The organism is Streptomyces polyasparticus, assembly GCF_014493765.1.
Taxonomy (GTDB): Bacteria; Actinomycetota; Actinomycetes; order Streptomycetales; family Streptomycetaceae; genus Streptomyces; species Streptomyces polyasparticus.
This window is the reverse complement of the sequence record NZ_JACTVJ010000004.1, coordinates 735490-762147: the sequence shown is the minus strand read 5'-3', so window position 1 is coordinate 762147 and position 26658 is coordinate 735490. Positions and strand designations below refer to the sequence as shown.

Sequence of the window (26658 nt, the reverse complement as noted above, 5' to 3'; positions counted from 1 at the left end):
ACCGCGAGCGTGACGCGCGGGGCTAGGGTGCAGGGCCGAGGAACGGGGAGGCCGATGGGCACCACGGAACGCACAGCCATGATCATCACGGCGGCCACCGCGCTGCTGACCCTGACCCTCTCGCTGCTGTACCGGTTCACCGACCTGCCGTTGTGGCCGCGGCGCCGGCGCGGGAGCGAGCGTCCCGCGGTCGACTGGGGGTCGGCGCCCGATCTGCCCGCGTACTCCTATGCCGCTCTGTACGAGCTGGCCGTGCGGCGCCGTGATGCGCTGGCGCGGGCGGTGCGGTGTGCGAGGGACGCGGGTCTGCCCGTCCCCGAGCCCCTCACCGTCAACCTCGTGGAGACCCGTGGCCAGGACGGCCCGCAGGAGGGCGCCTACGCGGCGCTGGCGCTCTCCGCCGCCGACGACTTCCTCGAGGACTGCCTGCCGCCCGACACCGTGCCCACCGCCGAGCAACTGGCCGAGTTCGAGCAGCGGGCCGGAAGGCCCTACGACCGCAGGGCGGAGGAGGGGATCGCCCTGACCGATGTGGTCGGGTCCCTGGAGGTCAGCCGGATCGGGATGCAGGCGCTGGCCTGTCTCACCGAGGGCACCGCACTCACGCTCGACCGGCCCTGCTTCCATCACCCGCTGCACGCACGCGGCACCGAACGCGTGCTCTGTCCGCCGGAGGCCTGCACGGCCGAGAGCCCCGAAGACGCCCTGGTGGACGACGACTTCGTCACCGTCTGCCGGAACTGCGCCGACGGAACCCCCGCGCCCCTGCTCGTATGGACGCAGGCGGGTGAAGTGCCGTACTACCGGACCGAGTTCGAGACCAAGGCGGTGTTCCGTACGTCCGGCTACGGCGCGGCGGCCCTCGAATGGGACGCCGACGACCTGCTCCGGGCCTTCGTGGAATGGCCCACCTTCGAGGTGGACCACGGCGACGGCAACGGCAACGGCAATGGCGACGGCGACGACAACGACCGTACGGAGGCCACCGCATGAACACCGTCGACTGGTCCCGCGCCCTGGCCGGCCTCCTCCTCGGCCCCCTCCTGGTCCTGGTGTTCCTGCACCCGTTCTCGCTGCTCGTGGCCCGTATCGTACGAGGCCGCCCGCTGCCCCCGCCCCGGCCGAGCCGCCGCGCCTGCGCCGAACTGGACGCCCTGCTCGGGGAGTTCGAGCGGACCGGCGCTACGGCCGGTACACCGTCCCCGGCTCCGGCGTCGCCGGCGCCATCAGCTGAGGCACCGTGACGAACGTATAGCCCTCGGCCTTGAGGGACTTGATGATGCCGGGGACCGCCGGGACCGTGCCGTCGTAGATGTCGTGGAGCAGGATGATGCCGTCGCGGTCCGCCTGTTCGAGGACGCGCTTCTTGATGAGGGCCGAGTCCTTGGTCGAGTAGTCCTTGGCCGTCACGCTCCACAGGATCTGGGACAGGCCCAGCTCCTTGCACACCCGCGTGACGTCCTCGTCGGTACGCCCCTGGGGCGGGCGCATCAGGGTCGGCTCCTTGCCGGTGATGTCCTTGATGGCCTGCTGCGTACGGCCGAGCTCGGCGCGGATCTCGTCGGTGGTCAGACCGGTGAGGATGCCGTGCGTCCAGGTGTGGTTGGCGACCTCGTGGCCCTCGTCGGCCAGCCGCCTGACCACGTCGGGGTACTTCTTCACGTGGTTCTTGCCGAGCAGGAAGAACGTCGCGGGGACCTTCTCCTCCTTGAGGGTGTCGAGCAGCTCGGGTGTGTCCTTGCCGGGCCCCGCGTCGAAGGTCAGCGCGATGCACTTGGCCTTGCGGCAGTCCACCGTGCCGAACTTCCCCTTGCCGTCGTCCGCCGCGTCGGCCCGTACGTCGCTCGGCGAGATCGGGTCGGTGCCGCAGCCGCTCAGGAACGCGAGGGCCGCGAGCAGGGGCACCGCCAGCGCGGCGCTCGCCCTGCGGCGCTTCGTTCGGGCATGACTGGTCGACGGACGAGTGTGCATGGGTCTTCCCCCCGGTCACCTGCTGGAGCGCCAGGTAGGAGGGGGAGGACGAGCCGGAGGTTCCCGATGGACCGGAACGTGGGACAGATCACCGCCATGTGTCCATATTTATCTGGACACATGGGCCGATTCGGCTCGTGACGAAAGCCGGCTCAGTTCGTACGGGACTCCGCGAGCGTGTGCGCCACCAGCGCGTTGGCGTGGCCATGCCCCAGGCCGTGCTCGGTCTTGAGCCAGTTGACGAGCTCCATGTGGCGGGTCAGGGGCGATGCGCGGATGAGGTCCTGCCACTCCGCGATGGGACGGCCGTACTTCTTCTCGATCGACGGGAAGTAGCTCGCGGGGCCCTTCGCGGCGGGGGTGGTGGCCATGGTGTCTCCTCGGGCGAGTGTGCGGTGGGCGCTCGGTGGCGTCTGTCGTAGGGGAGACCCCGGGTGAGCTGCGGACTCATCGGCACCGGCGAGTGATGTGGATCACAAGCCGTCCGTGCCGCCTCAGATCACCGGCGGCCGCCCGAGCCGCGTCATCCGCCAGACCGTCCGCCACCGCATCGGCCGCCGCGCCCCGCACGGGGTGCGCAGGCCTTCCGCGAAGCCCCCGGCCCAGGCGCGCAGGCCGCGCAGGGTGGTGACGCGGTCGGGGCCGAGGAGGGCCTTGGCGGTACGGGCCAGGGTGAGCAGGGTCCAGATGCCGAGGTAGACGGGGGCGAGCGGGAGCGGCAGACGGCGGCGTGCGAGCCAGACGCGGTTGCGGGCGGTCATCCGGAAGTAGACCGCATGCCGGGCCGGTGAGGTCTTGGGGTGCTGGAGCAGCAGCTCCGGCTCGTAGAGCACCTTCCAGCCGGCGTCCAGCGCACGCCAGGCCAGATCGGTCTCCTCGTGCGTGAAGAAGAAGTCGGCGGGCCAGTCGCCCGTCTCGCCGAGCATCCTCATCGAGAACGCGTGCCCGCCGCCGAGGAAGGAGGTGACGAGTCCGCGCCGCATCGGATCGCCCGCCCGAAGGCGCGGTACGTGGCGACGCTGGGTCTCGCCGTGCTCGTCGGCGATACGGAAGCCGACGATGCCGAGCCGGGCGTCGGCGGCGAACAGGTCGCGGACCTTGCGGAACACATCCGCGTCGACGAGCAGCCCGTCGTCGTCCAGCTCGACGACCACGTCGACGTCCCCGAACTCCCGCAGCCGGGCGAGCGCGACATTGCGACCGCCGGGGCAGCCGAGGTTCTCCTCGGTCTCGATGACCGTCAACTCGCCGGGCAGATCCGGGAATCCGCCGAGCCGCGCACCGTTGCCGACGATGACGATCCGCGCGGGCGCGACATTCTGCTTGGCCACCGAGTCGAGCAGGGCGGCGACCTCGCGGGGCCTGTTGCCCATGGTCACGATGGCGATGGCAAGACGGGGCTCGCTCACGTGCACTCCTGAACTCCGGACGCGCCGTCAGGGGCGGGGGGTGGCGCGATGGGGGCGATGGTAACCGTTCAGCAGGAGTACGCCCGCGCGGCGAAGACTGTTCACACGGGCCGACCGCGTGTCATACGGGCGACCGCGCGGGAGATCGTGTCTTGCCTTCGTGTGCGCTTCAAGGTCTAGCGTCCGGCGCATGACGACCATGACTGCACGAGAACTCGGCAAACTCTCCGTCAGCGCGCTCGGCCTCGGCTGCTGGGCCATCGGCGGCGAGTGGTGGGACACCGCGGGGCAGCCGCTCGGCTGGGGCAAGGTGGACGACGAGGAGTCCGTACGGGCCGTGCGCCGCGCCCTCGACCTGGGCATCACGTTCTTCGACACGGCCGACACCTACGGCGCCGGCCACAGCGAGCGCATCCTCGGCAAGGCCCTCGGCAAGCGGCGCGACGAGGTCGTCGTCGCCACCAAGTGGGGCAACCTCTTCGACGAGGACAGCAGGACCCTCATCGGCGGCGACGACTCACTCGCGTATCAGCGGCAGGCCCTCACCGCCTCGTTGCGCCGGCTCGGGACCGACCGCATCGACCTCTACCAGCTCCACCTCTCCGAAGCGGACCCGCAGCGCGCGGCCGAACTGCGCGAGCAGTGCGAGGAGTTCGTACGGGAAGGGCTGATCCGCTCGTACGCGTGGAGCACCGACGATCCCGAGCGCGCCCGGGTCTTCGCGCAGGGTGCGGCGTGCGTGGCCGTGCAGCATCGGTGCAACGTGCTGCAGGACGCACCCGAACTGCTCGCCCTCTGCGAGGAGTTGCAGCTCGCGTCGGTCAACCGCAGCCCCCTGGCCATGGGCCTGCTCACCGGCAAGTACGCGGACGGCGCGACTCCCGGTGCCGGTGACATCCGCGGTGCGGCGCCCGAGTGGCTGCCCGGGTTCAAGGAGGGCGGTGCGCCGGACGAGGAGTGGCTGGCGCGGGTCGAGGCCGTACGGGAGATCCTCACGAGCGGTGGCCGCACGCTCGCGCAGGGCGCGCTCGCCTGGCTGTGGGCCAGGAGCCCGCGCACGATCCCGATCCCCGGCTTCCGCACGGTCGCCCAGGTGGAACAGAACGCGGGCGCTCTCGCGCACGGTCCGCTGACGCCCGGCCAGCTCGTGGAGGTGGAGCGGATCCTCGCGCGCGGGACGAAGTGACGGGTGGACGCGAGCGTGGGAGCAGCTGGCGGGGAGGGGGAGGGGGAGTGGGAGTGGGGCAGGGCGAGTGGGGCAGGGCGAGTGGGGGAGTCCTGGGGAGTGATGGACGGGCCGGGGAGCGAGGATTGACGAGCCGTCAGTAATACGCGCGCAAAGGATTGACGACCCGTCAGGAATATGAGTACCTCTACTTATGTCGGAGCCCCGATATAAGTGGCCCCGGCAACCAGGGACTCGACGGCGACCCGGCAGGGCACCGTCATGCCGGCCGGAGGGGGCACAGTGGCGCGCCGCACCCAGGAGCAGCGCAAGACCGAGACCCGGACCCGGCTGATCGACGCCGCCGCCGAGCTGTTCGCGCGCAAGGGGTTCCACGCCGTGTCCGCCGAGGCGGTGGCGGACGCGGCGGACCGCACGACCGGCGCGCTGTACAGCCACTTCGGCGGCAAGGAGGGGCTGCTCCTCGCCTTGCTCGAGGTGTGGAAACAGCGCACCGTCGAACGGCTGACCGCCGAGATCCACCAACTGCCCGACCCCGCACCGCACTTCGCCGCGATGTGGGAGGCGATCACCGCACCCGCCGAGGACCGCGGCGAGGCCTGGCTGCTCCTGGAGATCGAACTGTGGCAGCACGGCGCCCGCGACCCGGTCTTCGGACCGCTGATCGCCCGCCGCTTCGCCGAGATCCGCGGCCAGCTCGGCGAAGGCCTCGCCGACTGGGCGGAAGCCACCGGAACCGAGCTGCCGTACGCACCGGACGAGGCGGGGGCGCTGGTGCTCGGTGCCCTGCTCGGCTGCGCGCTGCAGCACCGGCTCGACCCCGACGCCGTACCGGAGGAGCTGGTCGTGCACGCGCTGAGCACCCTGCTCGGACTGCGCACCCCCGGCGGCTCGCCCCCCGCGTCACCCCGTACGGAACAAACCCCGAAGGAGGCTCGGCCATGACGGCACCCGCACTGAACGAGATCAATCTGCTCGAGGACACCTGGGCCCGTGAAGTCCCGCATGAGCAGTTCGCGGTGCTGCGCCGCGAGGACCCCGTCCACTGGCACGAACTCCCGGACGGGGAGGGCTTCTTCGCGATCACCAAGCACGAGGACATCATCAAGCTGAGCCGCGACCCCGAGCTGTGGTCGGTCGAGAAGGGCTCCTTCTTCATACGGGACCAGACGGACCAGTCCCTGGAGAACCTCGCCCTCACCCTCGTCGGCATGGACCCGCCCAAGCACAGCCGCTTCCGCAAGCTGGTCAACGCGGCGTTCGCGCCGCGCATGGTCCGCAAGCTCACCGAGGACATCAAGCGCCGTGCGGATCTGCTCGCGCAGCAGGTCGAGCCGGGGGCCGAGGTCGAGTTCGTGGAGACCATCGCGGCCCGCCTCCCGCTGCAGATCATCTGCGAGATGATGGGCATTCCGGAGGAGGACGAGGACAACATCTTCAACTGGTCCAACCGCATGGTCGGTTTCCAGGACCCGGACTTCCGCACCACCCCCGAGGACGGCCAGATCGCGGCCGGCGAGATCTATCTGCGCTGCAACCAGCTCGCCGAGGACCGGCAGAACGACCCGCGCGACGACATCATGAGCGCGCTCGTGCACGGTGAGGTGGACGGCGAGCGGCTGACCACGCACGAGATCAACATGTTCTTCGTGACGCTGATCGTGGCGGGCAACGAGACCACCCGCAATTTGCTGGCCGGCGCGATGCTGGAGCTCGCCCAGAACGACGCGCTGCGCGAGGACCTGGCCCGCAATGTCGAGGACGACGCGCTGTGGCGGTCGGCCACCGAGGAGTTCCTGCGCTGGAACGGCTCGATCCACAACTTCCGCCGTACGGCCACGCGGGACACCGAGGTGCGGGGAGTGAAGATCCGCGAGGGCCAGAAGGCGGTGCTCTTCTACACCTCGGGCAACCGTGACGAGGACGTCTTCGAGAACCCGCAGGTCTTCGACCCGCGCCGCACCCCGAACGACCACGTGACGTTCGGCGGCGGCGGACCGCACTTCTGTCTGGGCTCGGGTCTGGCCCGTACCGAGATCAACGCCCAGCTGCGGGCGCTGCTCCGCCGCTGCCCCACCGTCGAACTGACGGGGGAGCCGCGGCGGATGCGCTCGGACTTCATCAACGGGATCAAGTACCTGCCCGTACGTTTCAGCTGAGAGCTGCCCGTACAGCTCAGCTGATCGCGACTGCCGTGCCGGAGACCCGGACCCTCGGGTCGCCGGCGCGCAGCGTCACGGTGAGCACGCCCGGCCTGCCCATGTCCTCGCCCTGGTGGAGGGTCAGCACCGACTCCTCCTTCACCAGGGCGAGTTCGCGTGCGTACGCGCCGAAGGCCACGGCGGCCGCGCCCGTCGCGGGGTCCTCGACCACGCCCCCGATGGGGAACGGGTCGCGTACGTGGAAGGTGGTCTCGCCCGCGCGGTGGACGAGCTGGACCGTGGTCAGGTCCAGGCGCTCCATCAGGGACTTGAGGCGTTCGAAGTCGTAGTCGAGTGCGGCGAGGCGCTCGCGCGTGGCGGCGGAGATGACGAGGTGGTTGTTGCCGGCGAAGGCGATACGGGGCGGCAGGGCGGGGTCGAGGTCCTCGGCCGCCCAGTCGAGGGCGGCGAGGGCCTCGGTGAGGTCGGCCGGGTCGACGTCCTCGATGTGCGGCTCGACGCTGGTGAGCGTGGCGCGCAGCTCGCCGTCGATCTCCTCCGTGGTCACGGGGATCTCGCCCGCGGGCGTCTTGAACACGTACGCGGCGGGGCCGCCCTGGTGGTGGGCGAGGGCCACGGCGGTGGCGACGGTGGCGTGACCGCAGAAGGCGACCTCGGCCTTCGGGGAGAAGAACCGGAGGGTGTGGTCGGGGTACAGGAAGGCGCTCTCGCTGTAGCCGAGGTCCGCGGCGATCGCGAGCATCTCGGCGTCGGTCAGTCCGGTGGCGTCCAGGACGACGCCGGCGGGGTTGCCGCCGGCGGGGTCGCCGGAGAATGCGGTGTAACGCAGCACGTCGGTACGGGTCTCAGGGCTCATGCCGCCCCAACCTATGGCCAAGGCCTTTTCTTCCGCACCCCGCCCCTTCCCGAAACTGTGGCTCCGCCCCAGACCCCGGCATCCGAGCTTCGCTCGGATCTGCTCAATCGCCGCAGGGGCTGAGTATTCAGCCCGTCCGGCGTTTGAGGACGAGCGCGTTCAGCGCGGCGGGGTCTGGGGGCGCAGCCCCAGAGGGGGTCTGGGGGCAGAGCCCCCAGTGGGGGCAAGGGGCGAAGCCCCAAGAGGGGGTGCAGGGGGCGAAGCCCCCGCGGCCCCACCCACCCTGGGGGCTCCACAACAGGGGGCCCGGGGGCGGAGCCCCCGGTTTCGGGAAGGGGCGGGGTGGGGAAGAAGGCCCGCCGCAGGCGCAACGGCCCGCAGGCGCAACGGCCCGCAGCCGACAGCGAACCCGCACCCTGGGCCTGGCGTGGGCTCCGCCCCCTGCACCCCCGCGCCCCGGGCCTGGGCGGGGGCTCCGCCCCCTGCACCCCGAAGCGCGAGCCTGGGTGAGGGCTGGGCCCCCTGCACCCCGGAAGCGCGAGCCCGGGCGAGGGCTGGGCCCCCTGCACCCCCGAAGCGCGAGCCCGGGCGACTGCTGCACGCCCCACGCCCCGAGCGTCACCTCGCCCGGAACGATCCGACCCTCAACCCCGCCCGATGAACGGCATATTCGTGGCCAGGACCGTCGCGAACTGGACGTTCGCCTCCAGGGGCAGCTCCGCCATGAAGCGGATCTGGCGCGCGACGTCCGCCACGTCCATGACCGGCTCCGGGGCCAGTTCGCCGTTGGCCTGGAGGATCCCCGACTGCATCCGTGCGGTCATGTCCGTCGCGGCGTTGCCGATGTCGATCTGCGACGCGGCGATCCGGTACGGACGCCCGTCCAGGGACAGGGACTTGGTCAGGCCCGTCATAGCGTGCTTCGTCGCCGTGTAGGCGACCGAGTGCGGCCGGGGCACCTGCGCCGAGATCGACCCGTTGTTGATGATCCGCCCGCCTTGCGGCGACTGCGCCTTGTACTGGCGGAACGCGGCCTGCGCGCACAGGAACGCACCGTTCAGATTGACGTCCACCACATGGCGCCACGCGTCGTACGACAGCTCGTCGAGGGGGACGCCGCCGGGCCCGAACGTACCGGCGTTGTTGAAGAGCAGGTCGAGCCGGCCGAAGCGCGAGACGGCCGTGGCGAACAGCTCGGCGACATCGGCGGGTTCGGACACGTTCGTCCCTACGCACACCACATCCGCCGACCCGGCCAGCGAGGCCGTCTCCTCCAGCGCCTCCACCCGGCGCCCGGCCAGCGCGAGCGACCAGCCGCACGCCGCCAGCTCCAGGGCCACCGCGCGGCCGATCCCGGATCCCGCGCCGGTCACCACCGCAATCTTCGTCTCCGTCATGGCCCCGCACCTTACGTCCCACCCGGCACGGAGCGCTCATCTGTCCGCCATGTGATTGTCCTGTACGCGACAGCCCACCGTCGTCCCCCGCCACTCGAATTCCCCTGACACACGCCAGCCAGGGGAGGACGCGGATGACTTCCGCCGCACAGCAGTCCCGGACCCAGACGCAGCCCCGGAGCGGGACCCGGCCCCAGCACAGCCCCGAACTGCACGCCGCAGCCCGCCACTTGGGCCGTCGCCGCTTCCTGACCGTCACGGGCGCCGCCGCCGCACTGGCCTTCGCCACCAACCTGCCGGGCGGCGGCGTCGCGCACGCCGCCGAGCTGGACGCCCGCAGGATCACGGAGAACCCGTTCACGCTCGGTGTCGCCTCCGGCGATCCGCGGCCCGGCTCCGTCCTGCTGTGGACGAGACTCGCGCCCCAGCCGTACGCCGCCGACGGCGGACTGCCCGCCGAGCGCGTCGCCGTGGAGTGGCAGGTCGCCCACGACGAGGGCTTCCGCCGGATAGCCCGCCGCGGCACCGAGCTCGCACACCCCGAGTTCAGCCACTCCGTCCATGTCGAGGTCGATCACCTCGGCGAGGACCGGATCTACTACTACCGCTTCCGCGTGGGCAGTTGGATCAGCCCGACCGGCCGCACCCGCACCGCGCCCGGCTTCGGGGCCCAGCTCAACGGCCTGAAGCTGGCCGCCGTGTCCTGCCAGGCGTACCACGACGGCTACTGGACCGCGTACCGGCATCTGGCCGAGGAGGACATCGATGTCGTCTTCCATCTCGGCGACTACCTCTACGAGTACGCGGTCACCTCGACGGGCGGAAACCGCAACTACACGGACCGCGTCCTGCCCGCCCACTACAACCGCGAGACCGTCACGCTCGAGGACTACCGGATGCGGTACGGCCTCTACAAGTCGGACCCCGACCTGATGGCCGCACACGCCGCGCACCCCTTCGTCGTCACCTGGGACGACCACGAGACCGAGAACAACTACGCGGACGAGACCCCCGAGAACGACGTGCCCCCGGAGGAGTTCCTGCTCCGCAGGGCCGCCGCCTACCGCGCGTACTGGGAGAACCAGCCGCTGCGCCGCCCGCAGCGCCCCGAGGGCCCGGACATGCAGCTCTACCGCCGGATCCACTTCGGCCGGCACGCCCAGTTCGACATCCTCGACACCCGCCAGTACCGCACCAACCAGGCGTACGGCGACGGCACCGACATCCCCGGTCCGGAGATCGACGACCCGGCGCGCACCATGACCGGCGAGACGCAGGAGCGCTGGCTGCTCGACGGGTGGCGGCGCTCGCGCGCCCGCTGGAACGTGGTCCCGCAGCAGGTCACGTTCTCCCAGCGCAAGCTCGACCTCAACCCGGTCGCCAAGCTCAGCATGGACTCCTGGGACGGCTACCGCGCCTCGCGCCGGCGGCTGCTCGACGGGGTACGGGACGCGGGCCTGGAGAACTTCATGGTCCTCACCGGCGATGTGCACGTCGGCTACGCCTTCGACATCCTGGAGGACTTCGACAACCCGGCCTCGCGGGTCGTCGGCACCGAGATCGTCGCGACCTCCATCTCCAGCGGCCGCGACGGCGCCGACAAGCCCTCCAGCTGGGAGACGTACACGAAGGCCAATCCGCACCTGAAGTTCTACAACGGCCGGCGTGGATACGTGACCGTCGACCTGGGCCGCGACGAGGCGCGGGCCGACTACCGGACCGTGCCCTACGTGTTGCAGCCGGGCGCGCCGATCAGCACGGCTGCGTCGTTCGTGACCGAGTCCGGCAACCCCGGTCTGCAGCCCGCCTGATGAACCCTCGCGGCCCCGGACAGTGTCTGCCGTCCGGGGCCGCGACGCTTCGGTCCACGGAGCCGCGACGGTTCGGTCCCGGGGCCGACTGGTGCCGAACGCCTGTTTCATGACACGGTTTCTCCATACCCGCAGTCGCCGAGGGGGCGGCACGGGAGCCGTACCGGTCGAGGAAGGGGCAGAGCGCTGCGAGCACCACGTCTGCGCCCCGGCACCGCCGAGCGGGCCGGTCTCGACCCCGCCGAGATCGAGCGCCTCGTCGCCGAAGTCGCCGCGCTGCCCGGTACATGGTGCGCGGGCGCCGTGCTCGCCGTGGGCCGCGGGCCGGTGCTCGTGGTCGAGGAGGCCTTCGGCTGGGCGGTCGCGCACCGCGCGTACGGCGACGAACTGCCCGCGTACCGCAAAGTGCCCATGCACACCGGGACACCCTTCGACCTGGCCTCGCTCACCAAGCTGTTCACGACCGTGGCGGCGGTGCAGCAGATGGAGCGCGGCCGCCTCGGGCTCGACGCGAAGGTCGGCTCCTACCTGCCGGAGTTCACCGCGGCGGCCGACCACGGCATCACCGTACGGCAGCTCCTCACGCACACCTCGGGGCTGCGGCCCGAACTCCCGCTGTACGACTGCCAGTCGGACACCGAGCGCCTGGCCATGCTCCGCGCGGAGGAGCCGAGCGCGCCCGCCGGGGAGTATCTCTACTCGGATCTCAACATGCTGCTCGTGCAGCACCTCCTGGAGCGCGTCACGGGCGAACGCCTCGACCGCCTGATCCGCGACGGCATCACCCGCCCGCTCGGCATGTCCCAGACCGGTTTCGGTCCGTGCGCCTTCGCCGCCGCGACCGAGGACCAGCGCAAGCCCTGGGCCAAGGCCGACCGGGGCATGGTGCGCGGCACCGTGCACGACGAGAACGCCTTCGCGCTCGGCGGGGTGGCCGGGCACGCGGGCCTGTTCGCGACGGCCGGCGATCTCGCGGTGTTCTGCCGCGCGCTGCTCGGCGGCGGGGGATACGGGACCGCGCGGATACTCGGCCCCGACTACGTGGACCTGATGCTCTCGCCGCCGGGGCTCGGCTTCCGGCTCGACGAGCCGTGGTTCATGGGCGAGTTGGCGGGCCGCGGCGCGGCCGGGCACACCGGGTTCACGGGAACGTCCCTGGTGATCGACCCGGCCACGGACACGTTCGTGGTGCTGCTCGCCAACACGGTGCATCCGCGGCGTCCCGGCAAACCCTCCAGCGCGCCACGGGCGGCGGCGGGCACCCGGCTGGCGCGTGCGGTGCGCTGAGGGGCGCGGGAGTTCAGCCCTTCTTCACGTACCCGCGAGGTCAGCCCTTCTTCACGTACCCGAGCAGATGCCGTACGTCCCTGCTGTCGGTCCAGCGGAAGATGCCGACCCCGCCGAGGTCGTGCACCGGAAGCCGCGACGACCCGGAGAACGCCTCCGGTTCGGGCACGGCGATCCGCACCGACACCGGAGTGCCGCCCCCGTCCCACGCGTCGTCGGCCGACCGCGCACCGGTCGCGCCGTACACGAGCCCGGCGTCCGTGACCGTCGCGAGCGTCAGCGGCTTGGTGCCGCCCTCGGACGCGAAGCAGTGTCCGGTGCCTTCCTGGAGATCGAAGGCGAGATGGCCGGCGATGAGATAGCGGCCGTCGGGGGAGGCGGCCGCTGCGGGGTAACGCCCGGGCCGCAGCGCCGGTTTGGCGCACTCGGCCGAGGCGGTCACCTTGCCAGTCGCGCCGTCGTGCACGGCCCAGATCTCCCGCTCTCCCGGCTGCTTCTTGTCGGGCTTCCGGTCCCACCGCGCGAGCACCTGGCCGCCGGACACGGACACGGCGACCCCGTTCACGCCCCCCTTGGGTGCGACCTTGCGTCCGTGCCAGGCCCCGCGCACCCAGAACTCGCCGTCCCCGCTGACCAGCGGCCCCTTGCCGGTGACGCCCATGACCTCGGTCAGACGGCGGCAACCCTTGCAGCCCGCCGGGTACTTCAGATCACCCGCCTTGTACGTGGTCGTGCGCCCGGTGACCGGATCCACGACCGCGGCCGAGTCCGTGCCCACCCCGACCACGAGCCCAGGCCCCGACGCGCTCACCGAAGGAGTCGTGGGCCAGGGCAGCTCGACGCGCTGCCGGGTGCCGGCGACCGCGTCGTACAGGTCGAAGGAGAGCACCCGGTCCGCCCCGCTGAGCGGATCGTCGCCGAGCTTCCCGTACGACCAGGTGGCGAAGTACTCGCGGCCGTCCTTGGCGACGACGGCGAGCCGCGGCACGGCGCCGGGTTCGTCGGCCAGCGGGCGCCAGGCCTCGCTCGTCCAGGCCGTTCTGCCGGTCCGCGCGTCCATGGCCCGCAGCCGGAAGCGCCCGCCGTCGGCGCGCTGCAGATACGCGAGCAGCTTCGCGCCGGGCGCGAGCGCGTACTCCTCGGAGACCCCGGACACCTCCCAGCCCCTGCGGGAGTCGTACGCGGCGGGAACGTCCAGCTGGGTCAGCCGGCTTTGCCCGGCCGGCTTCTTGGGCGGCTCACCCCCCTTGCTCCCGTCCTCCTGCTTCCCGCCGCACATGGCAAGCAGCAGCAACAGCGCCAGCACCACGACGCCGATGACAAGCCCGGTCCGTACGATCTTGTCGCCCACCAGGGCAGCGTACTGAGGTTCTATTAGGCCTCTGTGGCGTTTGGGGTGATCCGGCCCGCCCCGCCTACAATCCGGACGTGAACGCCGCCCCCCAGACGCCCGCCGAAACCCTGCGCACCGCCCTCGCAGAGCTCCTCGCCGGTCTCCCGCACAAGCAGGCCACCCAGGCCGTCGACCGCCTGATCGCCAACTACCGCGGCCGCACCCCCACCGACGCGCCCATCCTGCGCGACCGCTCGGACGTCGCCGCGTACGCCGCGTACCGGATGCCCGCCACCTTCGAGGCGGTACGGAGCGCACTCGGCGCCCTCGCCGACGCGGCCCCTGACTGGGCGCCGGGGCGCCACACCGACATCGGCGGCGGCACCGGCGCGGCCACGTGGGCGGTGAGCGCCACCTGGCCCGAGCAGCGGCCGGTCACCGTGCTCGACTGGGCCGATCCTGCCCTCGCCCTGGGCCGTGAACTCGCGGGCGCCAACCCCCTGTTGAGCGGCACGGACTGGCGCAAGGCCCGGATCGGCCAGGCGCTCGCACTCGACGAGACGGACCTCGTGACGATCTCGTACGTACTCGGCGAACTCACGGCCGATGACCGTACGGCGGTCGTCGCCGCGGCCGCCCGCGCCGCGCAGGCCGTGGTCGTCATCGAGCCCGGCACCCCCGACGGCTACACCCGGATCATCGAAGCCCGCGACGCCCTGATCGCGGCCGGCTACGGGATCGCCGCCCCCTGCCCGCACAGCTCCGCCTGCCCCATCGAGCCGGGCCGCGACTGGTGCCACTTCTCGGCGCGCGTCAGCCGCTCCTCGCTGCACCGGCAGGTCAAGGGCGGCTCGCTCGCGTACGAGGACGAGAAGTTCAGTTACGTGGCCGCGGTGCGCTTCCCCGTCACGCCGGCCCCCGCCCGAGTCGTGCGCAAGCCGCAGATCCGCAAGGGGCAGGTGCTGCTCGACCTGTGCGGGGCGGACGAGAGTCTTGCCCGGCAGACGGTCACCAAGCGGCACGGGGCCCTCTACAAGGAGGCCCGCGATGCGGAGTGGGGCGACGCCTGGCCGCCCCACACCGCGTAGGGCCCGTCAGGAACGCAGCTCCTGCGTGCAGCACTTCACGCTGCCGCCGCCCTTGAGCAGCTCGCCCAGATCCACCCCGACCGGCTCGTAGCCGCGCTCGCGCAGCGGCTCGAACAGGCCCACCGCGCCCTGCGGAAGCAGCACATGGAGTCCGTCCGAGACGGCGTTCATGCCGAGCGCGGCCGCGTCGGCCTCGCTCGCGATCAGGGCGTCGGGGAAGAGCCGGCGCAGGACCGCCTGGCTCCCCGGTGAGAAGGCGCCGGGGAAGTACATGACGTCGTCGGCCTCGTCGTCGAGCACCGCGAGCGCGGTGTCGAGGTGGTAGTAGCGCGGGTCGACCAGATCGAGGCCGATCACCGGGCGGCCGAAGAACTCCTGGGCCTCGCCGTGCGAGAGCGGGCTGGCGCGGAAGCCGCGGCCGGCCAGGATCCAGGAGGAGGTGACGGCGAAGTCGCCCTCGCCCTCGTTGATGTGCACGGGCTCGGCCACCTCGGCGAACCCCTGGCCACGGAACCACGCGAGATGCTCGGCCGCCTCCTCCGCACGCTCGGCGTGCGCGAACCGGGCGCCGAGCACGCGGCCGTCGATCACGGTCGCGCCGTTCGCCGAGAACACCATGTCGGGCAGACCGGCGTGCGGGACGAGTTCGTCGACGGTGTGGCCGAGGGCGCGATAGCGGTCCCGCAGCGTCTCCCACTGGGTGAGCGCGAGCGGGACGTCGACGGGCTTGCCGGGATCCATCCAGGGGTTGATGGAGTACGTGACCTTGAAGTGCTCGGGTGGGCACATCAGATAGCGCCGGGGTCGGGCGCTGCGAGGCACAGGACGCAAAGAGGGCTCCTCTACATCGGCGGGGCCAATGGGCAACGGTGATGCCCATGGTCCGACGAGAGGAGCCCTTTGGCGCGGTGGCGAACGGGTTGTTTTGCGCCGCTCACCCTTCGTTCACCGGACCGCGTCCTTCCTTGAGCCTGCGCAGCAGTTCGCGCTTCTGCTCCTGCGGGGAGAGGCCGCCGCCTATCCGGCCGCCCTTGCCCCCTCCGCGCAGTGCCTTGCGGGAGAGATTGCTGCGCGTTCCGCCTACGCCGAGCATGTTGCCGCTGCGGGGCATACCGACCTCCGTGTGGTGTGTACCGACACCCTTCGCGAGACGGTCCGTCTCGCCGGGCGATGACTCGACTATTGACGAGACGGAGCGTCTTGTCAAGCTCTAACGAGACGATACGTATCGGCTCACTTCGCTGCTACATTCGACGCATGGCCACCAAACCTCCTGCCGAAGCCCCCGCCTCCAAGGCGGCCCCCGACGCCAAGCGCCGCAGCGAACGTTCGCGCCGCGCCATCTACGACGCCGCCCTGTCGCTGGTCAGTGAGGTGGGATACGGCAAGGTCACCATCGAGGGGATCGCCGCCCGTGCGGGCGTCGGCAAGCAGACGATCTACCGCTGGTGGTCCTCCAAGGCCGAGGTGCTCCTCGAGGCCTTCGTCGACCTGGGGGAGCAGGCCGCCGAGGCGGCGGGCGAGGAGACGGGGGCCTATGCGGCGCTGCCCGACACGGGCGATGTCGCCGCCGACCTCAAGCTCGTCCTGCGGCACACCGTCGATGAACTCCTCGATCCCAAGTACGACGCCCCGTATCGCGCCCTGGCCGCCGAAGGCGTCGTGAACCGGGAGCTCGGCGAGAAGTTCGTCGAGAAGCTGCTCGAACCGGGTCTCCAGCTCTATGTGGCCCGGATCGAATCCGCCCAGAAGGCGGGCGAGATCCGCGCCGACCTGGACCCGCGGATCGCGATGGAGCTGTTCGTGGCCCCGCTCGCGCAGCGCTGGCTGCAGAGCACGGGCCCGCTGAGCCACGCGTACACGGACACGGTCGTGGACTACGCCCTGCGGGGACTCACGCCGCGCTGAGGTCTTTCCTTGCGGGTGAGGCCTAGCCCTCGGTGGGTGGCTGGGCCCGGACCAGGCCTTTCACAGGCGTACGGGACAGCAGGCCCGGCGCATCCGTGATCACCCCGTTGCAGCCCAGCCGCAGGACGCGGTCGCGCTGGTACGGGGTGTTCACCGTGTGCGCCCAGACCCGCGGGATGCCCGAGCCCACCGCGCGCCGCAGGTCCTCGTCGCGTGCCCGGTAGTCCACGTCCAGGACGTCCACGTACGGCGTGAAGCGCTCGAAGCGGTCCGTGCGCATCTGCTTCGCCGAGCGCCACAGCTGGGAGACCAGCCCGAGGCGGTGGGCGCGCTCGGCCACCGAGGGCTTGTTGGAGTTCACGAAGACCGAACGGGACAGGCCGCGTGAATGCACCAGGCGCGCAAGGGACTTGAGGCTGTCGGCGTCCTTGGCCTCCAGCATCAGGACGACCCTGCCGCCGAACCGGTCCAGCACCTCCGCGATCGTCGGCGGCCGCTCGGGCCGCCAGGTGGTGCGCAGCGCGGAGTCGGGGCGGATGCGGACCTGCTTCCACTCCTTCGCGCTCAATGCGCGGACCGGTCCTGTCCCGTCGGTCGTACGGTCCAAGGTCGCGTCGTGCATCGCCACCAGCGTGCCGTCGCGCAGCATCCGGGTGTCCACGTCGAGCACCTGCGCCGTACCGCGTTCGTACGCGGCGACCAGGCCCGACATGCTGTTCTCCGGCACTTCGAGCGCGCCTCCGCGATGCGCCGTGTAGACGACGGGGGGCAGGGCGTCGACGGTCATCGGGGGGCGGCCGGCGCGGTCGGCCGCGGGGGCCGGGGCCGGGGTCAGGCCCGTGACGACGAGTGCGGTGACGGCGGTGAGCGTGACCGGTGCGGCGTGGGTGACCATGCCGACACGGTAGGGCCATAAATCCTGACTTGCCCGGCATCGACACCCGGCCGGCGCTCTGGCCTGCGAGGCCCCGGATGCGGGGGTGCGGCCACCCGAGGGTCAGGATGGTGGCACCATGGACGCCACGGGGTGAGGGCAATGCGGAGGATAGGGGATAGATGGGCGAGGAGTTCGGCCGCCGTTCCGGCGGACAGAGCAGGTTCTCCCAGTGGCTGCGCACGCGACGCCCCAAGGACACGGGTGACGGCGGCCGCGAAGCCCTGCTCGTCGCCGCCGCAGCGGCGGGACTGCCGCTCGCGCCCGCCGCGCACCCCGCCGGCTACCGCTGTTCCTGCGACCGCATCGGGTGTCCCACACCCGCGCGGCACCCGGTCTCCTTCGCCTGGCAGACCCAGTCCACGACGGACAGGTCACAGATCGAGCGCTGGGCCCGGCATCAGCCGGAGGCCAACTTCATCACCGCGACCGGCATGGTCCACGACGTGCTCGACGTCCCGCTCGACGCCGGACGCGCGGCGCTCGGCCGGCTCCTCGACGCGGGTGTGTCCGTCGGTCCCGTGGCCGAGTCCGGCGACGGCCGGATGCTCTTCTTCACGGCTACGCGGGGGACGCCGGAGGACGAGGACGAGTGGTGGCCGTGCGAGCTGGACTGTCATCCGGAGACGATGGATGAGCATCCGGGGCTGCGGTGGCACTGTCGTGGCTCGTACGTGCTGGTGCCGCCGGCGCGGTTGCCGGGTGACCTCGCGGTGGTCTGGGTCCGTGGCCTGGAGCATCCGCTCCCGGATCCCCTCACTTTGCTGGAGACCCTGACGGACGAGTGCGCCCGCGTGGCGGGCGAGTCGCCTGACCCGGCGGAGGCCTGGCCTTCGCGCAGGTGAACCCAGCCCCTGCGGCGTCTTTCAGCCCCTCCGGCGTTTGAGGAGATCCGAACGAAGTTCGGATGCTGGGGTCCGGGGCGGAGCCCCGGTTTCGGGAAGGGGCGGGGTGAGGGAGAAGCCCGCCGCAGGCGCAGCCGGGCTCAGCCCGCGACCAGCGCGAGCCGGGCTCAGGCCAGGGCCACCCGGCCGCCGACCTCGATGAGGCCCGACGGCCCGGGAGCCGTCAGGATCTGGGAGCCCACGCCCTGCGTGATGTTGAGCGCACGGCCGAGCGAAGCCGTGAGGCACAACGCCGCAGCCCCCGTGGCCTCGTCCTCGACGATGCCGTCCCCGCGCCCGGGGAACGCCCGCGCCCGCACCCGCCCGGCAGCCTCGTCCTCCCAGGCCCACGCATAGATCCACTCGCCCGCCGGCGGCACGTCGAGCGCCTCGACCTCCGCAGGGGAGGCGTACTGCCGCAGCGTGCGCCCCGGCGCCCACTCCGCCCGCGCCGCGATCCACGTGAACTCACCGTCCTGGCGCGCCGCCACCACACCCGCGGCCACCACCAGCTCGGGCAGATCGAGCAGCCAGGCCGCACCGACACACGGGTGGCCCGCGAACGGCAGCCGGACGCTCGGCGTCCAGATGTCGATCACGCCGCGCTCGTCGTCGTCCACGAACACCGTCTCGCTGTAACCGAGTTCGGCCGCAAGCCGCAGCCTCGCCGCTTCCCCGCGTACCGCCGCTCCGTCCCGTACGACACCGAGCGTGTTGCCATGCCGTCCGTCCGGTCCGCAGAACACCCGGACCAGATCCACGAGCACATCAGAGGCTTGTTCCGTCACCGGGGCATTGAAGCACTGGACCGGGACGGTGAAGCACCGGCCCCCGACAGCGGGTGGTGCGCCCCCGGCAGCGCGTGGTGCGGCCCCGCCACCGCCCAGGCGGAGTCGTCCACGGCGAGCCAGGGCGCCGCGGCGACGGCCGCGGGCGTCACCCCGGTGAACGCCAGGACGTCCCGGTGCAGATGGGACTGGTCCGCATAGCCGCTCTCCGCCGCGACCGCACCGGCGCTGTGCCCCGCCGCGAGCCGGTGCGCGGCATGGTCGAAACGCAGCAGCTGCGCGGCGCGCTTGGGTGGCAGACCGATCTGGGCCCGGAACCGTGACCACAGCCGCTGCCGGCTCCAGCCGACCTCCGCCGCCAGGGCGTCGATCCGGATCTGCCCCCGCCGCAGCACCATCTGCCGCCATACGTAGGCGACTTCGGGAGAGACGTGCCGGCCCGCCGCGTACCGGCGCTGCAGCGCGGCGTCCGCGATCGCGAACCGTTCCCGCCAGGAGGACGCGGACCGCAGCCGCTCCTCGACGCGGCGGGCCTCGGGGCCCCAGAAGTCCTCGAGAGCGACCATCGCGCCGCCCGCGCAAGGGCGTTCACCCGCCGCGGTCACGACATCGCCGAGTACCGCGTGCGCGACGATCGGGGAGAGCCGGATCTGCAGACATTCGATGCCGCGGCCGCGCACGCGCAGTCCGCCGGGGGCCAGGCCGAGCACGGTGCTTCCCCGCTGCCGGCGGCCGTCGGCGTGCCCGACGAGCAGGCCGTCGCCGAACTCGAAGGCGATCATCACGGACGGGTCCGGGACCACGGCGAGATCGAGGGGCTCGGCGGACCGGTCGCTGAACCCCGCCATGCCGACGCCCGGCAGCCTTCCCGGCCGCTCGGGGGTGGACACGTCCCACCTGGCGGCGGCGGCTCGGGCGGACTCTGCGGCGCGCATGTCTCCAGGTTACGAGCCCTTTCCCGGAGCGGACCGGGCGTCGTGACATTTGTTCAATACGCGCTCCGGGGCCCGCGCCGACACTGACGGTCCGATCACTTCGCAAAGGACGTGGGACCCATGACCGTGACCCCGATCGATCTCTTCGCACACTTCCTCCAGCTCGACCAGGACGGCCAAGTGCACGCGGGGAAGCCGGTGTTCGACCCCGGGCGCGACGGCTGGCAGCTGATGACCTTCCATGTGGAGAACGAGGCCGATGTGCACGGCGACCACTGGGAGATCCACAAGGAGGCGGACGAAGTCGTCGCCTGTCTGACCGGCGGGATACGCATGTACCTGCGCCCGGAGCAGGAGGGCGACGAAGAGGAGGAGATCAAGGTGGCGGCCGGGACCGCGGTGGTCGTACCGCGCGGACGCTGGCACCGCATCGCCCTGGACGGTCCGAGCGACCTCATGTCCGTGACGTTCCCGAAGGGCAGCCGCCTGGAGAAGCGCGCCGGGTTCTGAGCCCCGGCTCCGCACACGCCGACGGCGGGCCCTCCGGGAAGGAAGGGCCCGCCGTCGTACGTATCGCAGGGGTCAGGCGTCAGGCCTGCTCGCCGCCCTCCACGGTGCGACGGCGACGGGCCGCGAAGACCACACCGGCACCGGCCGCGACCACCGCGGCCGCGGCGCCGAGCAGCGGGCCCGCCGGGACCTCGGAGCCGGTCGCGGCGAGGTTGCCGCCGCCACCGACGCTGCCGCCGACGGAGCCGCCGCCGGTGGTGGACGTACCGCCGGCGGTCGAGCCGCCCGTGGTGCCGCCGGTGCCCGGCAGGGCGGTGTCCTTGTCGAGGGAGAGCGCGACGGTGACGGGGTCGATGGCGTCGCCCGGCTTGTAGATCGAGCCGACCTCGTCGTTCGCGAAGGCCTTGGCGCCCGCTTCGGTGAACGCGGCCGGGATCCTGTCCAGGAGCAGGACATCGTCCTTGACGGTGTACGAGGCCTTGGCGAGGTCCAGGGTCGCGAACTCCACGTCGTTCTGGGTGCCCTTGGCCGTCTTGACGTCGACGAGGAGCGTGCCGCTGGTGCCGTTCGTCCTGACCTGCACGTCGCTGAAGGTCATGTCGATGCCGTGCGCGGTGTACAGGAACTGCACGCTGCCGCCGAAGCCCGCGTCGACCTTCTTGCCCTTGGCGTCGAACTTCGCGCTCTTGTACGGGAAGTCGTAACCGCTCGCGGTCTTCGTGGCCCCGCCCGCGGTCTTCACCTCTCCACCGCCGGAGATGTACCGGCGGAAGGACTCCTTGACGCCCCAGCTCAGCTTCCCGTCCACGATCTGACCGGCCGGGGGCTTGGTCGGGGCGGAGGTGCTGGGGCTGGGCTTGGGGGTGCTGGGCGTGCTCGTCGACGGGCTCGGGCTCGGGTTGCCCGTGGACGGGCTGGGGTTGGGCTTGCTGGTGGACGGCGAGGGCGAGGGCGTGACCGGCGGCTTGGCCGGGGCGGTCACGGTCAGCGGGTCGCCCGCGGCACCCGCGTAGGAGGCGTGCAGCAGCTCGCCGGCCTTGTCGGTGAGCTTGGTGGGCATGTCCTTCATCGTCTGGCTGGGAGTGACCTCGGCCAGCGGCACATCCTCGGAGAGGGTGCCGTTCTTGGTGACGTCCGCGGTGACGCTCTTCGCGGCGCTGTCGAACTTGACGTCCGTCACCTTGATCTCGAACCCGTGACCGTCAGGCATCGCAGGGGACTTGAAGGTCACGCTGCCCTTGAACGCGAGCTTCACGGTGTGCGCCGTGCTGTCGTACGTGCCCGTGCCACCGGTGAAGGTGAACGCCCCGTTCTTCTCGGCCTGGGTGGCACCGTCCGCCGTCGTGATCGTGCCGTTGGGTGCCATGGTGCCCGTGGTGATCACGTAGTCGCGGAACGACTGCTTGATGCCCCACGTCAGCGTGTAGTCCTTCAGGGGCATCTCAGCCGCCGACGCCGAGTTCATCACAAGGGAAGTGGCGCCGAGCGTGAGCGCCGTCGCGGCGGAGGCGGCAAGCGCTATGGAGCGGCGGGAGGTGGCCATGACAGGAGGTCTCCTAGTCGGAATAAGGGAGTTGAGGAGTTTCAGGGGGACGAGGGCGCTCAGCTGTCAGCCGAGTCCGAGCCCTCGGGCGAGGCGGCCGCCACCGGAGCCGTACGCCGCTTGCGTACGACGAAGAAGGCGGCACCCGCGAGGAGGAGCACACCCGCACCGATGCCGATCGGCAGCGCGGGCGATGAGGTGGACGAAGTGGCCGCGGCCGCCTCGGTCTTGGGCTTCTCGGCCTTGGGGTCGGCCTCGGGAGCCGCCGAGGCCTCCGAGCCGAGGTCGGGCAGCGCCGGAAGTTCGGCCTTGTCGGTCAGGGCGACCGCGAGGGACACGGGGTCCATGGCGGTGCCCGCCTTGTACATGTTCCCGAAGGCCTTGGCGCCGTCGGCGGTCAGCTTCGAGGGCACCTCGGTCAGCGTGACCAGGCCGTCCGTGGCCTTCAGATCCTTGGCCTTGAAGGTGACGAGCCCGGCCTTCTTCTTGGTGAAGTCCTCGCTCGCGACATCCGCGAACAGCGTCGCCTCGCCGGACTTGGCGCCGACGGCGAAGTTGCTGAGCTCGATGTCGAGGCCGTGCTCGCCGGTGAAGCGGACACTGCCCTTGAACGCGGCGTCGAGGGTCTGCTTCTGCTGGTCGAAGGAGCCTTCGCCCTCGGGGAAGCGGAACAGCGCGCCGCCGTCCTGGGCGCCGTCGGTCAGCGCCCACTTGCCCTTGGCGATGGAGCCGGTGACGTACTCGCGGAAGGTGCGGCGCACGCCCCAGTCGACGGCGGCGTCCTCGATCCGGCCGGCCTTCGCTTCCTTCTTGCTCTCGTCCTTCTTGTCCTTGTCACCGGACTTGTCGGAGTCGGAGCCCGAGCCGGAGCCCGAGCCGGAGCCCGCGAGGACATCCGTCGACAGGCTCACCGGGTCGAGCGGCGTACCGGCCGCGTAGTACCCGGCGAAGGCGTTGGCGCCCTGCGAAGTGAGCGTCGCCGGCACGTTGGTGAGGGCGATCGGGCTGCCGCCGCCCTTCATGCCGATGCCGGAGAGATCGAGGCTGGCGAGCGGCACCTGGGCGGAGGTGGTGACCTTCCCGGTGCTCTTGGCCTTGCTCACCATGTCCGCGTACAGCGTCCCTGTCCCGCCGGAGATCCGCACGGTGGGCCGGGAGATGGTGAGGTCGAGCTCGTACTCGCCGGTGGGCTTCTTGTGACCGAGGAAGTGCACGCCCCCGGAGAAGCCGGCGTTCAGCGCACCGGTGTCCGGGTTGTACGAACCCTTCGCCGAGTGGAAGCGGAACTGACTGGCCCCGGCGGTCGCCGCCCCGTTCCGGAGCGTGTAACTGCCCTTGGCTATCGGGCCGGTGACGTAGCTCTGGAACGAGGCCTTGATGCCCCAGTCGAGCCTGCCGCCCTGCACCGTGCGGTCCTCCGCGTGCGCCGAAGTGATCGGCAGCAGTGCGGCGAACAGGGCCCCAAGGCCCGCTACGGCGCCTGCACGGGCAGCGCGTCTCGACGATGACATCGGTCCCCCTTCAAGGCCTGGTCAATGAGGTAAGGCTAACCTAAACTATGCGCGACCTGGTGCGGAACCCCTACCGGCCCAGAAACCGCAGATGACACAGCAGAGCTTCAGCGGAGCTCTCAACGGCACGACAGGACGGTGGAGTTCGAGTGACCCCGGTGCGCTTGCGGCGTTCCCTGCGGTGGGCGGGCGCGCTCGTCGCGGCCGCCTGCCTGACCCTCACGGGCTGCGGCGGCGAGGTGGGCAATCCCGCCACAAACGGCATAAACGACGCGAAGTCCAAGGTGAAGGCGGACCCTGACCGGGTGGAGCCGCTCTCCGGTACGCCGAAGCCCGCGCTGCCCGTCACGGTCACCTCGGCCGACGGCAAGAAGGTCACCGTGAAGTCGGCCGACCGCATCGTGCCGCTCACCGGTGCCATCAACGAGATCGTCTTCACCCTCGGCCTCGGTGACAACGTGGTGGCCAAGGACATCACCGCCACCTTCGAACAGGCCGGGAAACTCCCGACGGTGACCCGCGGCCACGATGTCTCCGCCGAGAGCGTGCTCTCGCTCAAGCCCAGCGTGGTCATCGGCGACACCACCTCGGGACCCGCCGAGGCGATGCAGCAGATACGTGACGCGGGCATCCCCGTCGTACTGCTCGACACCGCCAAGAGCCTTGAGGACGTCAGCAGGCGGATCGGTGAAGTGGCCGACGTCCTGGGCGTCCAGGCGGCCGGCGAGGAGCTCGTCTGGCGGACCGAGGACCGTATCGCCGCCGTGCAGAAGGAGATTCCGCAGCCGAAGGACGGCAAGAAGCCGCGGGTCGCGTTCCTGTATCTGCGCGGCACGGCCGCGGTGTATCTGATCGGCGGCGCCGAGTCCGGCGCGGGCTCGCTCCTGAACGCGGCCGGAGCCGTGGACGCGGGTGCGGAGTCGGGCCTCGAAAAGGACTTCACGGCGATCACCCCCGAGGCGCTCGCCAAGGCGCAGCCCGATGTGATCCTCGTGATGACCAAGGGACTCGAGTCCGTCGGCGGCGTCGACGGCCTGGTGAAGATCCCGGGCGTCGCCGAGACCCCCGCCGGCATGGACCGCCGTGTCGTCCACATTCCCGACGGTGTGCTGCTGAACTACGGACCGCGCACCGACGAGGTCCTCAAGTCCCTCGTCGACCAGCTCTACGGGAACGCCAAGTGACCGCCACCGCGACACCTGCGACCGACTCGGCCCCGGTGCGGCAGGACGCCAAGTCGCCCGCCTCCAAAGGCAGCAAGGGCCGACGCAGCGTCCCGTACCTCCTGACCGTCGGCATGCTGGCCGGTCTTGTCCTCGTCTGCCTGGTCTCCGCCGGGATCGGCGCGTACAAGATCCCGCTCGGCGATGTCATCGGCTCCGCACAGCACCGCATCGGCCTCGGCGGCGCGGCCCTCGACCGCGTCGGCGAGAGCGTCCTGTGGAACGTGCGCTTCCCGCGTATCGTGCTCGCGCTGATCGTCGGCGCCTCGCTCGGCTGCGCGGGCGCCCTGATGCAGGGCGTGTTCGGCAACCCGCTCGCCGAGCCCGCCGTCATCGGCATCTCCTCGGGCGCTGCGGTCGGCGGTGTCGCCTCGATCACGTTCGGCCTGAGCTTCTTCGGCAACTGGACGCTGCCCGTCTGCGCGTTCGTCGGCGGTCTGATCACCGTCTTCCTCGTGTACGCGATGTCCCGCTCGGGCGGCCGTACCGAAGTGATCACGCTGATTCTCACCGGTGTGGCCGTGACCGCCTTCGGCGGTGCGCTGATCGGCCTGTTCATCTTCTTCGCGGACAACGCCGAGGTCACCCAGATCACCTTCTGGCAGCTCGGTTCGCTCGCCCAGGCCACCTGGCCCAAGGTGCTCGCCGTACTGCCCTGGGCGCTCGTCGGTCTCGCGATCGCCCCGTTCTACTCGCGCAAGCTCGACCTGCTCTCGCTCGGCGAGCGGCCCGCGCGTCACCTCGGTGTGGACGTGGAACGGATGCGCGTGGTCCTGATGTTCGTCACCGCGCTGCTCACCGCCGCGGCCGTAGCCGTCTCCGGCATCATCGGCTTCGTCGGCCTGGTCGTCCCACATCTGCTGCGGATGCTCGCAGGCCCCGGACACCGCTTCCTGGTCCCGGGCAGCGCGCTCGGCGGCGCCCTCGTGCTGGCCGGCGCCGACCTCACGGCGCGCACCGTCGCGGCCCCCGCCGAACTGCCGCTCGGTGTCCTCACCGCCTTGATCGGCAGCCCGTTCTTCTTCTGGCTGCTCCGCCGCACCCGCCGCAAGCAAGGAGGCTGGGCATGATCCGGTCGCTGTTCGCCGTACGCCACCGGGAACTGCCCGAGCCCGTCGAGCCCGGCACCACCCTGGCCTCGGCCGAGGCGCTGCACATCAAGCTCGGCGCGCGGCATGTGCTGCGCGGGGTGGACATCGAGGCGCGGGCCGGCGAGGTCGTGGCGCTCGTGGGCCCCAACGGGGCAGGGAAGTCGACCCTGTTGGCGGCCCTCGCCACCGACCTGACGCCCGACGCGGGCACCGTCCGTATCTGCGGCAGGGACGCCGGTGCCTGGAGCGCCGGTGAACTCGCGCTGCGCCGGGCGGTCCTGCCCCAGGCCGCGGCGCTGTCCTTCCCCTTCCTGGTGGAGGAGGTCGTACGGATGGGGCGGGCGCCCTGGAACGGCACCGCGCTCGCCGACAACGACGACGAGGTGATCGCCGCGGCCATGCGCGCCACCGAGGTCACCGAGTTCGCGGGCCGCCCCTTCTCCGCGCTGTCCGGCGGGGAACGCGCCCGGGTCGCCCTCGCGCGGGTCCTCGCGCAGCAGGCGCCGCTGCTGCTGCTCGACGAGCCCACCGCCGCGCTCGATCTGCGCCACCAGGAACTGGTCCTGCGGGTCTGCCGCGAACGGGCCGCCGCGGGCGACGCGGTGGTGGTCGTGCTGCACGACCTCGGTCTGGCCGCGGCGTACGCGGACCGGGTGGCCGTCCTGCACGACGGCACCATCGCCGCCGAGGGCGCACCCGCCGAGGTCTTCGACGGCGCCCTGCTCAGCCGCGTCTACCGGCAGCCGGTCGAGGTGCTGCCGCATCCGCGTACGGGAACGCTGCTGGTCTTCCCGGAGCGCGGCTGAGGTCCGCAGGCCTTTACGGAACGAG

The 26658-nt window shown here is 71.4% G+C and carries 27 protein-coding genes; 14 read left to right on the top strand and 13 right to left on the bottom strand.

The genetic code is table 11. The features are described 5' to 3' along the window. Nucleotides 1-54 precede the first annotated feature (54 nt). Nucleotides 55-993: a hypothetical protein gene (locus H9Y04_RS07755; RefSeq protein WP_187812910.1), complete on the top strand. Its 939-nt coding sequence runs from the start codon at nucleotides 55-57 to the stop codon at nucleotides 991-993. Beyond that, nucleotides 990-1244, top strand: a complete 255-nt coding sequence (locus tag H9Y04_RS07750) for a hypothetical protein (RefSeq protein ID WP_187812909.1) — start codon at nucleotides 990-992, stop codon at nucleotides 1242-1244. Before H9Y04_RS07755 ends, H9Y04_RS07750 begins: the two co-directional genes overlap by 4 nt. On the opposite strand, the gene H9Y04_RS07745 is transcribed toward H9Y04_RS07750, so the two are convergent. The 3 genes from H9Y04_RS07745 to H9Y04_RS07735 form a co-directional block, all read right to left on the bottom strand. Beyond that, the gene (locus tag H9Y04_RS07745) at nucleotides 1183-1971 is read right to left on the bottom strand and encodes a polysaccharide deacetylase family protein (RefSeq protein WP_187812908.1); all 789 of its coding nucleotides are present in this window, start codon (nucleotides 1969-1971) and stop codon (nucleotides 1183-1185) included. The two genes, H9Y04_RS07750 and H9Y04_RS07745, sit on opposite strands and share 62 nt — an antisense overlap. A 152-nt stretch (nucleotides 1972-2123) precedes the next feature. Further along, nucleotides 2124-2342: a DUF4287 domain-containing protein gene (locus tag H9Y04_RS07740; protein WP_187812907.1), complete on the bottom strand. Its 219-nt coding sequence runs from the start codon at nucleotides 2340-2342 to the stop codon at nucleotides 2124-2126. A 123-nt stretch (nucleotides 2343-2465) separates the two neighbouring features. Then, on the bottom strand, nucleotides 2466-3380 hold the full coding sequence (locus tag H9Y04_RS07735; RefSeq protein WP_187812906.1) for a glycosyltransferase family 2 protein: 915 nt from the start codon (nucleotides 3378-3380) through the stop codon (nucleotides 2466-2468). 190 nt (nucleotides 3381-3570) lie between these two features. Here H9Y04_RS07735 and H9Y04_RS07730 point away from each other — a divergent pair, with 190 nt between their 5' ends. The 3 genes from H9Y04_RS07730 (at nucleotide 3571) to H9Y04_RS07720 (ending at nucleotide 6725) form a co-directional block, all read left to right on the top strand. Continuing rightward, nucleotides 3571-4566, top strand: coding sequence for an aldo/keto reductase (locus H9Y04_RS07730; protein WP_187812905.1), 996 nt, complete (start codon nucleotides 3571-3573; stop codon nucleotides 4564-4566). Between the two features lie 282 nt (nucleotides 4567-4848). Then, on the top strand, nucleotides 4849-5511 hold the full coding sequence (locus H9Y04_RS07725; RefSeq protein WP_187812904.1) for a TetR/AcrR family transcriptional regulator: 663 nt from the start codon (nucleotides 4849-4851) through the stop codon (nucleotides 5509-5511). Continuing rightward, nucleotides 5508-6725, top strand: a complete 1218-nt coding sequence (locus tag H9Y04_RS07720) for a cytochrome P450 (protein WP_187812903.1) — start codon at nucleotides 5508-5510, stop codon at nucleotides 6723-6725. Before H9Y04_RS07725 ends, H9Y04_RS07720 begins: the two co-directional genes overlap by 4 nt. Nucleotides 6726-6741: 16 nt before the next feature. Here H9Y04_RS07720 and H9Y04_RS07715 read toward each other — a convergent pair whose 3' ends face one another. Continuing rightward, on the bottom strand, nucleotides 6742-7584 hold the full coding sequence (locus tag H9Y04_RS07715) for a PhzF family phenazine biosynthesis protein (protein WP_187812902.1): 843 nt from the start codon (nucleotides 7582-7584) through the stop codon (nucleotides 6742-6744). Between the two features lie 644 nt (nucleotides 7585-8228). Next, entirely contained in the window at nucleotides 8229-8981 is a 753-nt protein-coding gene (locus tag H9Y04_RS07710) for an SDR family oxidoreductase (RefSeq protein WP_187812901.1), read from the bottom strand. 134 nt (nucleotides 8982-9115) lie between these two features. On the opposite strand from H9Y04_RS07710, the gene H9Y04_RS07705 reads away from it, so the two are divergent. Then, entirely contained in the window at nucleotides 9116-10792 is a 1677-nt protein-coding gene (locus H9Y04_RS07705; RefSeq protein WP_187812900.1) for an alkaline phosphatase D family protein, read from the top strand. A gap of 186 nt (nucleotides 10793-10978) precedes the next feature. After that, entirely contained in the window at nucleotides 10979-12079 is a 1101-nt protein-coding gene (locus H9Y04_RS07700; RefSeq protein WP_236070676.1) for a serine hydrolase domain-containing protein, read from the top strand. A gap of 40 nt (nucleotides 12080-12119) precedes the next feature. Here the strand turns inward: H9Y04_RS07700 and H9Y04_RS07695 are convergent, their stop codons facing one another. Next, nucleotides 12120-13430: a hypothetical protein gene (locus tag H9Y04_RS07695; RefSeq protein ID WP_187812899.1), complete on the bottom strand. Its 1311-nt coding sequence runs from the start codon at nucleotides 13428-13430 to the stop codon at nucleotides 12120-12122. Between the two features lie 77 nt (nucleotides 13431-13507). Between H9Y04_RS07695 and H9Y04_RS07690 the strand changes: the two genes are divergently transcribed. Continuing rightward, nucleotides 13508-14500 carry a small ribosomal subunit Rsm22 family protein gene (locus H9Y04_RS07690; protein WP_187812898.1) on the top strand — a complete coding sequence of 331 codons (993 nt, stop codon included), beginning with the start codon at nucleotides 13508-13510 and terminating at the stop codon, nucleotides 14498-14500. A 6-nt stretch (nucleotides 14501-14506) separates the two neighbouring features. Here H9Y04_RS07690 and ddaH read toward each other — a convergent pair whose 3' ends face one another. Both ddaH and H9Y04_RS07680 read right to left on the bottom strand, forming a co-directional pair. Then, on the bottom strand, nucleotides 14507-15322 hold the full coding sequence (gene ddaH, locus H9Y04_RS07685; RefSeq protein ID WP_187813090.1) for a dimethylargininase: 816 nt from the start codon (nucleotides 15320-15322) through the stop codon (nucleotides 14507-14509). 112 nt (nucleotides 15323-15434) lie between these two features. Next, a complete protein-coding gene (locus tag H9Y04_RS07680) occupies nucleotides 15435-15611 on the bottom strand; it encodes a DUF6243 family protein (protein ID WP_187812897.1) in 177 nt (58 codons plus the stop codon). A gap of 146 nt (nucleotides 15612-15757) precedes the next feature. On the opposite strand from H9Y04_RS07680, the gene H9Y04_RS07675 reads away from it, so the two are divergent. Further along, complete coding sequence (locus H9Y04_RS07675) at nucleotides 15758-16408, top strand: TetR/AcrR family transcriptional regulator (RefSeq protein ID WP_187812896.1); 651 nt, start codon at nucleotides 15758-15760, stop codon at nucleotides 16406-16408. A gap of 22 nt (nucleotides 16409-16430) precedes the next feature. Here the strand turns inward: H9Y04_RS07675 and H9Y04_RS07670 are convergent, their stop codons facing one another. Then, the gene (locus tag H9Y04_RS07670) at nucleotides 16431-17303 is read right to left on the bottom strand and encodes a glycerophosphodiester phosphodiesterase (protein ID WP_187812895.1); all 873 of its coding nucleotides are present in this window, start codon (nucleotides 17301-17303) and stop codon (nucleotides 16431-16433) included. Nucleotides 17304-17464: 161 nt separating this feature from the next. On the opposite strand from H9Y04_RS07670, the gene H9Y04_RS07665 reads away from it, so the two are divergent. Further along, nucleotides 17465-18187 carry a bifunctional DNA primase/polymerase gene (locus H9Y04_RS07665; protein WP_187812894.1) on the top strand — a complete coding sequence of 241 codons (723 nt, stop codon included), beginning with the start codon at nucleotides 17465-17467 and terminating at the stop codon, nucleotides 18185-18187. Between the two features lie 167 nt (nucleotides 18188-18354). On the opposite strand, the gene H9Y04_RS07660 is transcribed toward H9Y04_RS07665, so the two are convergent. Further along, nucleotides 18355-19014: a PhzF family phenazine biosynthesis protein gene (locus tag H9Y04_RS07660; RefSeq protein WP_187812893.1), complete on the bottom strand. Its 660-nt coding sequence runs from the start codon at nucleotides 19012-19014 to the stop codon at nucleotides 18355-18357. Then, a complete protein-coding gene (locus H9Y04_RS07655; protein ID WP_214660894.1) occupies nucleotides 19011-19949 on the bottom strand; it encodes a helix-turn-helix domain-containing protein in 939 nt (312 codons plus the stop codon). Before H9Y04_RS07655 ends, H9Y04_RS07660 begins: the two co-directional genes overlap by 4 nt. A 120-nt stretch (nucleotides 19950-20069) precedes the next feature. On the opposite strand from H9Y04_RS07655, the gene H9Y04_RS07650 reads away from it, so the two are divergent. Next, the gene (locus H9Y04_RS07650) at nucleotides 20070-20459 is read left to right on the top strand and encodes a cupin domain-containing protein (RefSeq protein WP_187812892.1); all 390 of its coding nucleotides are present in this window, start codon (nucleotides 20070-20072) and stop codon (nucleotides 20457-20459) included. A 79-nt stretch (nucleotides 20460-20538) separates the two neighbouring features. Here H9Y04_RS07650 and H9Y04_RS07645 read toward each other — a convergent pair whose 3' ends face one another. Together H9Y04_RS07645 and H9Y04_RS07640 are read right to left on the bottom strand one after the other, a co-directional pair. Then, the gene (locus tag H9Y04_RS07645) at nucleotides 20539-22002 is read right to left on the bottom strand and encodes an HtaA domain-containing protein (RefSeq protein WP_187812891.1); all 1464 of its coding nucleotides are present in this window, start codon (nucleotides 22000-22002) and stop codon (nucleotides 20539-20541) included. A gap of 59 nt (nucleotides 22003-22061) precedes the next feature. Next, a complete protein-coding gene (locus H9Y04_RS07640) occupies nucleotides 22062-23513 on the bottom strand; it encodes an HtaA domain-containing protein (RefSeq protein ID WP_187812890.1) in 1452 nt (483 codons plus the stop codon). Nucleotides 23514-23662: 149 nt separating this feature from the next. Here H9Y04_RS07640 and H9Y04_RS07635 point away from each other — a divergent pair, with 149 nt between their 5' ends. From H9Y04_RS07635 to H9Y04_RS07625, 3 genes are read left to right on the top strand one after another with little or no spacing between them, the layout of a single operon-like run. Then, entirely contained in the window at nucleotides 23663-24697 is a 1035-nt protein-coding gene (locus H9Y04_RS07635) for a heme/hemin ABC transporter substrate-binding protein (protein ID WP_187812889.1), read from the top strand. A gap of 35 nt (nucleotides 24698-24732) precedes the next feature. Next, nucleotides 24733-25806, top strand: coding sequence for a FecCD family ABC transporter permease (locus tag H9Y04_RS07630; RefSeq protein WP_308800911.1), 1074 nt, complete (start codon nucleotides 24733-24735; stop codon nucleotides 25804-25806). Continuing rightward, entirely contained in the window at nucleotides 25803-26633 is an 831-nt protein-coding gene (locus tag H9Y04_RS07625) for a heme ABC transporter ATP-binding protein (RefSeq protein WP_438818081.1), read from the top strand. Before H9Y04_RS07630 ends, H9Y04_RS07625 begins: the two co-directional genes overlap by 4 nt. Nucleotides 26634-26658 lie beyond the last annotated feature (25 nt).

Bases quoted from the DNA above. Each gene is read 5' to 3' on its own strand.
- H9Y04_RS07755 (WP_187812910.1), top strand. From the start codon at position 55: ATGGGCACCACGGAACGCACAGCCATGATCATCACGGCGGCCACCGCG.
- H9Y04_RS07750 (WP_187812909.1), top strand. From the start codon at position 990: ATGAACACCGTCGACTGGTCCCGCGCCCTGGCCGGCCTCCTCCTCGGC.
- H9Y04_RS07745 (WP_187812908.1), bottom strand. From the start codon at position 1,971: ATGCACACTCGTCCGTCGACCAGTCATGCCCGAACGAAGCGCCGCAGG.
- H9Y04_RS07740 (WP_187812907.1), bottom strand. From the start codon at position 2,342: ATGGCCACCACCCCCGCCGCGAAGGGCCCCGCGAGCTACTTCCCGTCG.
- H9Y04_RS07730 (WP_187812905.1), top strand. From the start codon at position 3,571: ATGACGACCATGACTGCACGAGAACTCGGCAAACTCTCCGTCAGCGCG.
- H9Y04_RS07720 (WP_187812903.1), top strand. From the start codon at position 5,508: ATGACGGCACCCGCACTGAACGAGATCAATCTGCTCGAGGACACCTGG.
- H9Y04_RS07715 (WP_187812902.1), bottom strand. From the start codon at position 7,584: ATGAGCCCTGAGACCCGTACCGACGTGCTGCGTTACACCGCATTCTCC.
- H9Y04_RS07710 (WP_187812901.1), bottom strand. From the start codon at position 8,981: ATGACGGAGACGAAGATTGCGGTGGTGACCGGCGCGGGATCCGGGATC.
- H9Y04_RS07705 (WP_187812900.1), top strand. From the start codon at position 9,116: ATGACTTCCGCCGCACAGCAGTCCCGGACCCAGACGCAGCCCCGGAGC.
- H9Y04_RS07680 (WP_187812897.1), bottom strand. From the start codon at position 15,611: ATGCCCCGCAGCGGCAACATGCTCGGCGTAGGCGGAACGCGCAGCAAT.
- H9Y04_RS07675 (WP_187812896.1), top strand. From the start codon at position 15,758: ATGGCCACCAAACCTCCTGCCGAAGCCCCCGCCTCCAAGGCGGCCCCC.
- H9Y04_RS07670 (WP_187812895.1), bottom strand. From the start codon at position 17,303: ATGGTCACCCACGCCGCACCGGTCACGCTCACCGCCGTCACCGCACTC.
- H9Y04_RS07665 (WP_187812894.1), top strand. From the start codon at position 17,465: ATGGGCGAGGAGTTCGGCCGCCGTTCCGGCGGACAGAGCAGGTTCTCC.
- H9Y04_RS07655 (WP_214660894.1), bottom strand. From the start codon at position 19,949: ATGCGCGCCGCAGAGTCCGCCCGAGCCGCCGCCGCCAGGTGGGACGTG.
- H9Y04_RS07650 (WP_187812892.1), top strand. From the start codon at position 20,070: ATGACCGTGACCCCGATCGATCTCTTCGCACACTTCCTCCAGCTCGAC.
- H9Y04_RS07645 (WP_187812891.1), bottom strand. From the start codon at position 22,002: ATGGCCACCTCCCGCCGCTCCATAGCGCTTGCCGCCTCCGCCGCGACG.
- H9Y04_RS07640 (WP_187812890.1), bottom strand. From the start codon at position 23,513: ATGTCATCGTCGAGACGCGCTGCCCGTGCAGGCGCCGTAGCGGGCCTT.
- H9Y04_RS07625 (WP_438818081.1), top strand. From the start codon at position 25,803: ATGATCCGGTCGCTGTTCGCCGTACGCCACCGGGAACTGCCCGAGCCC.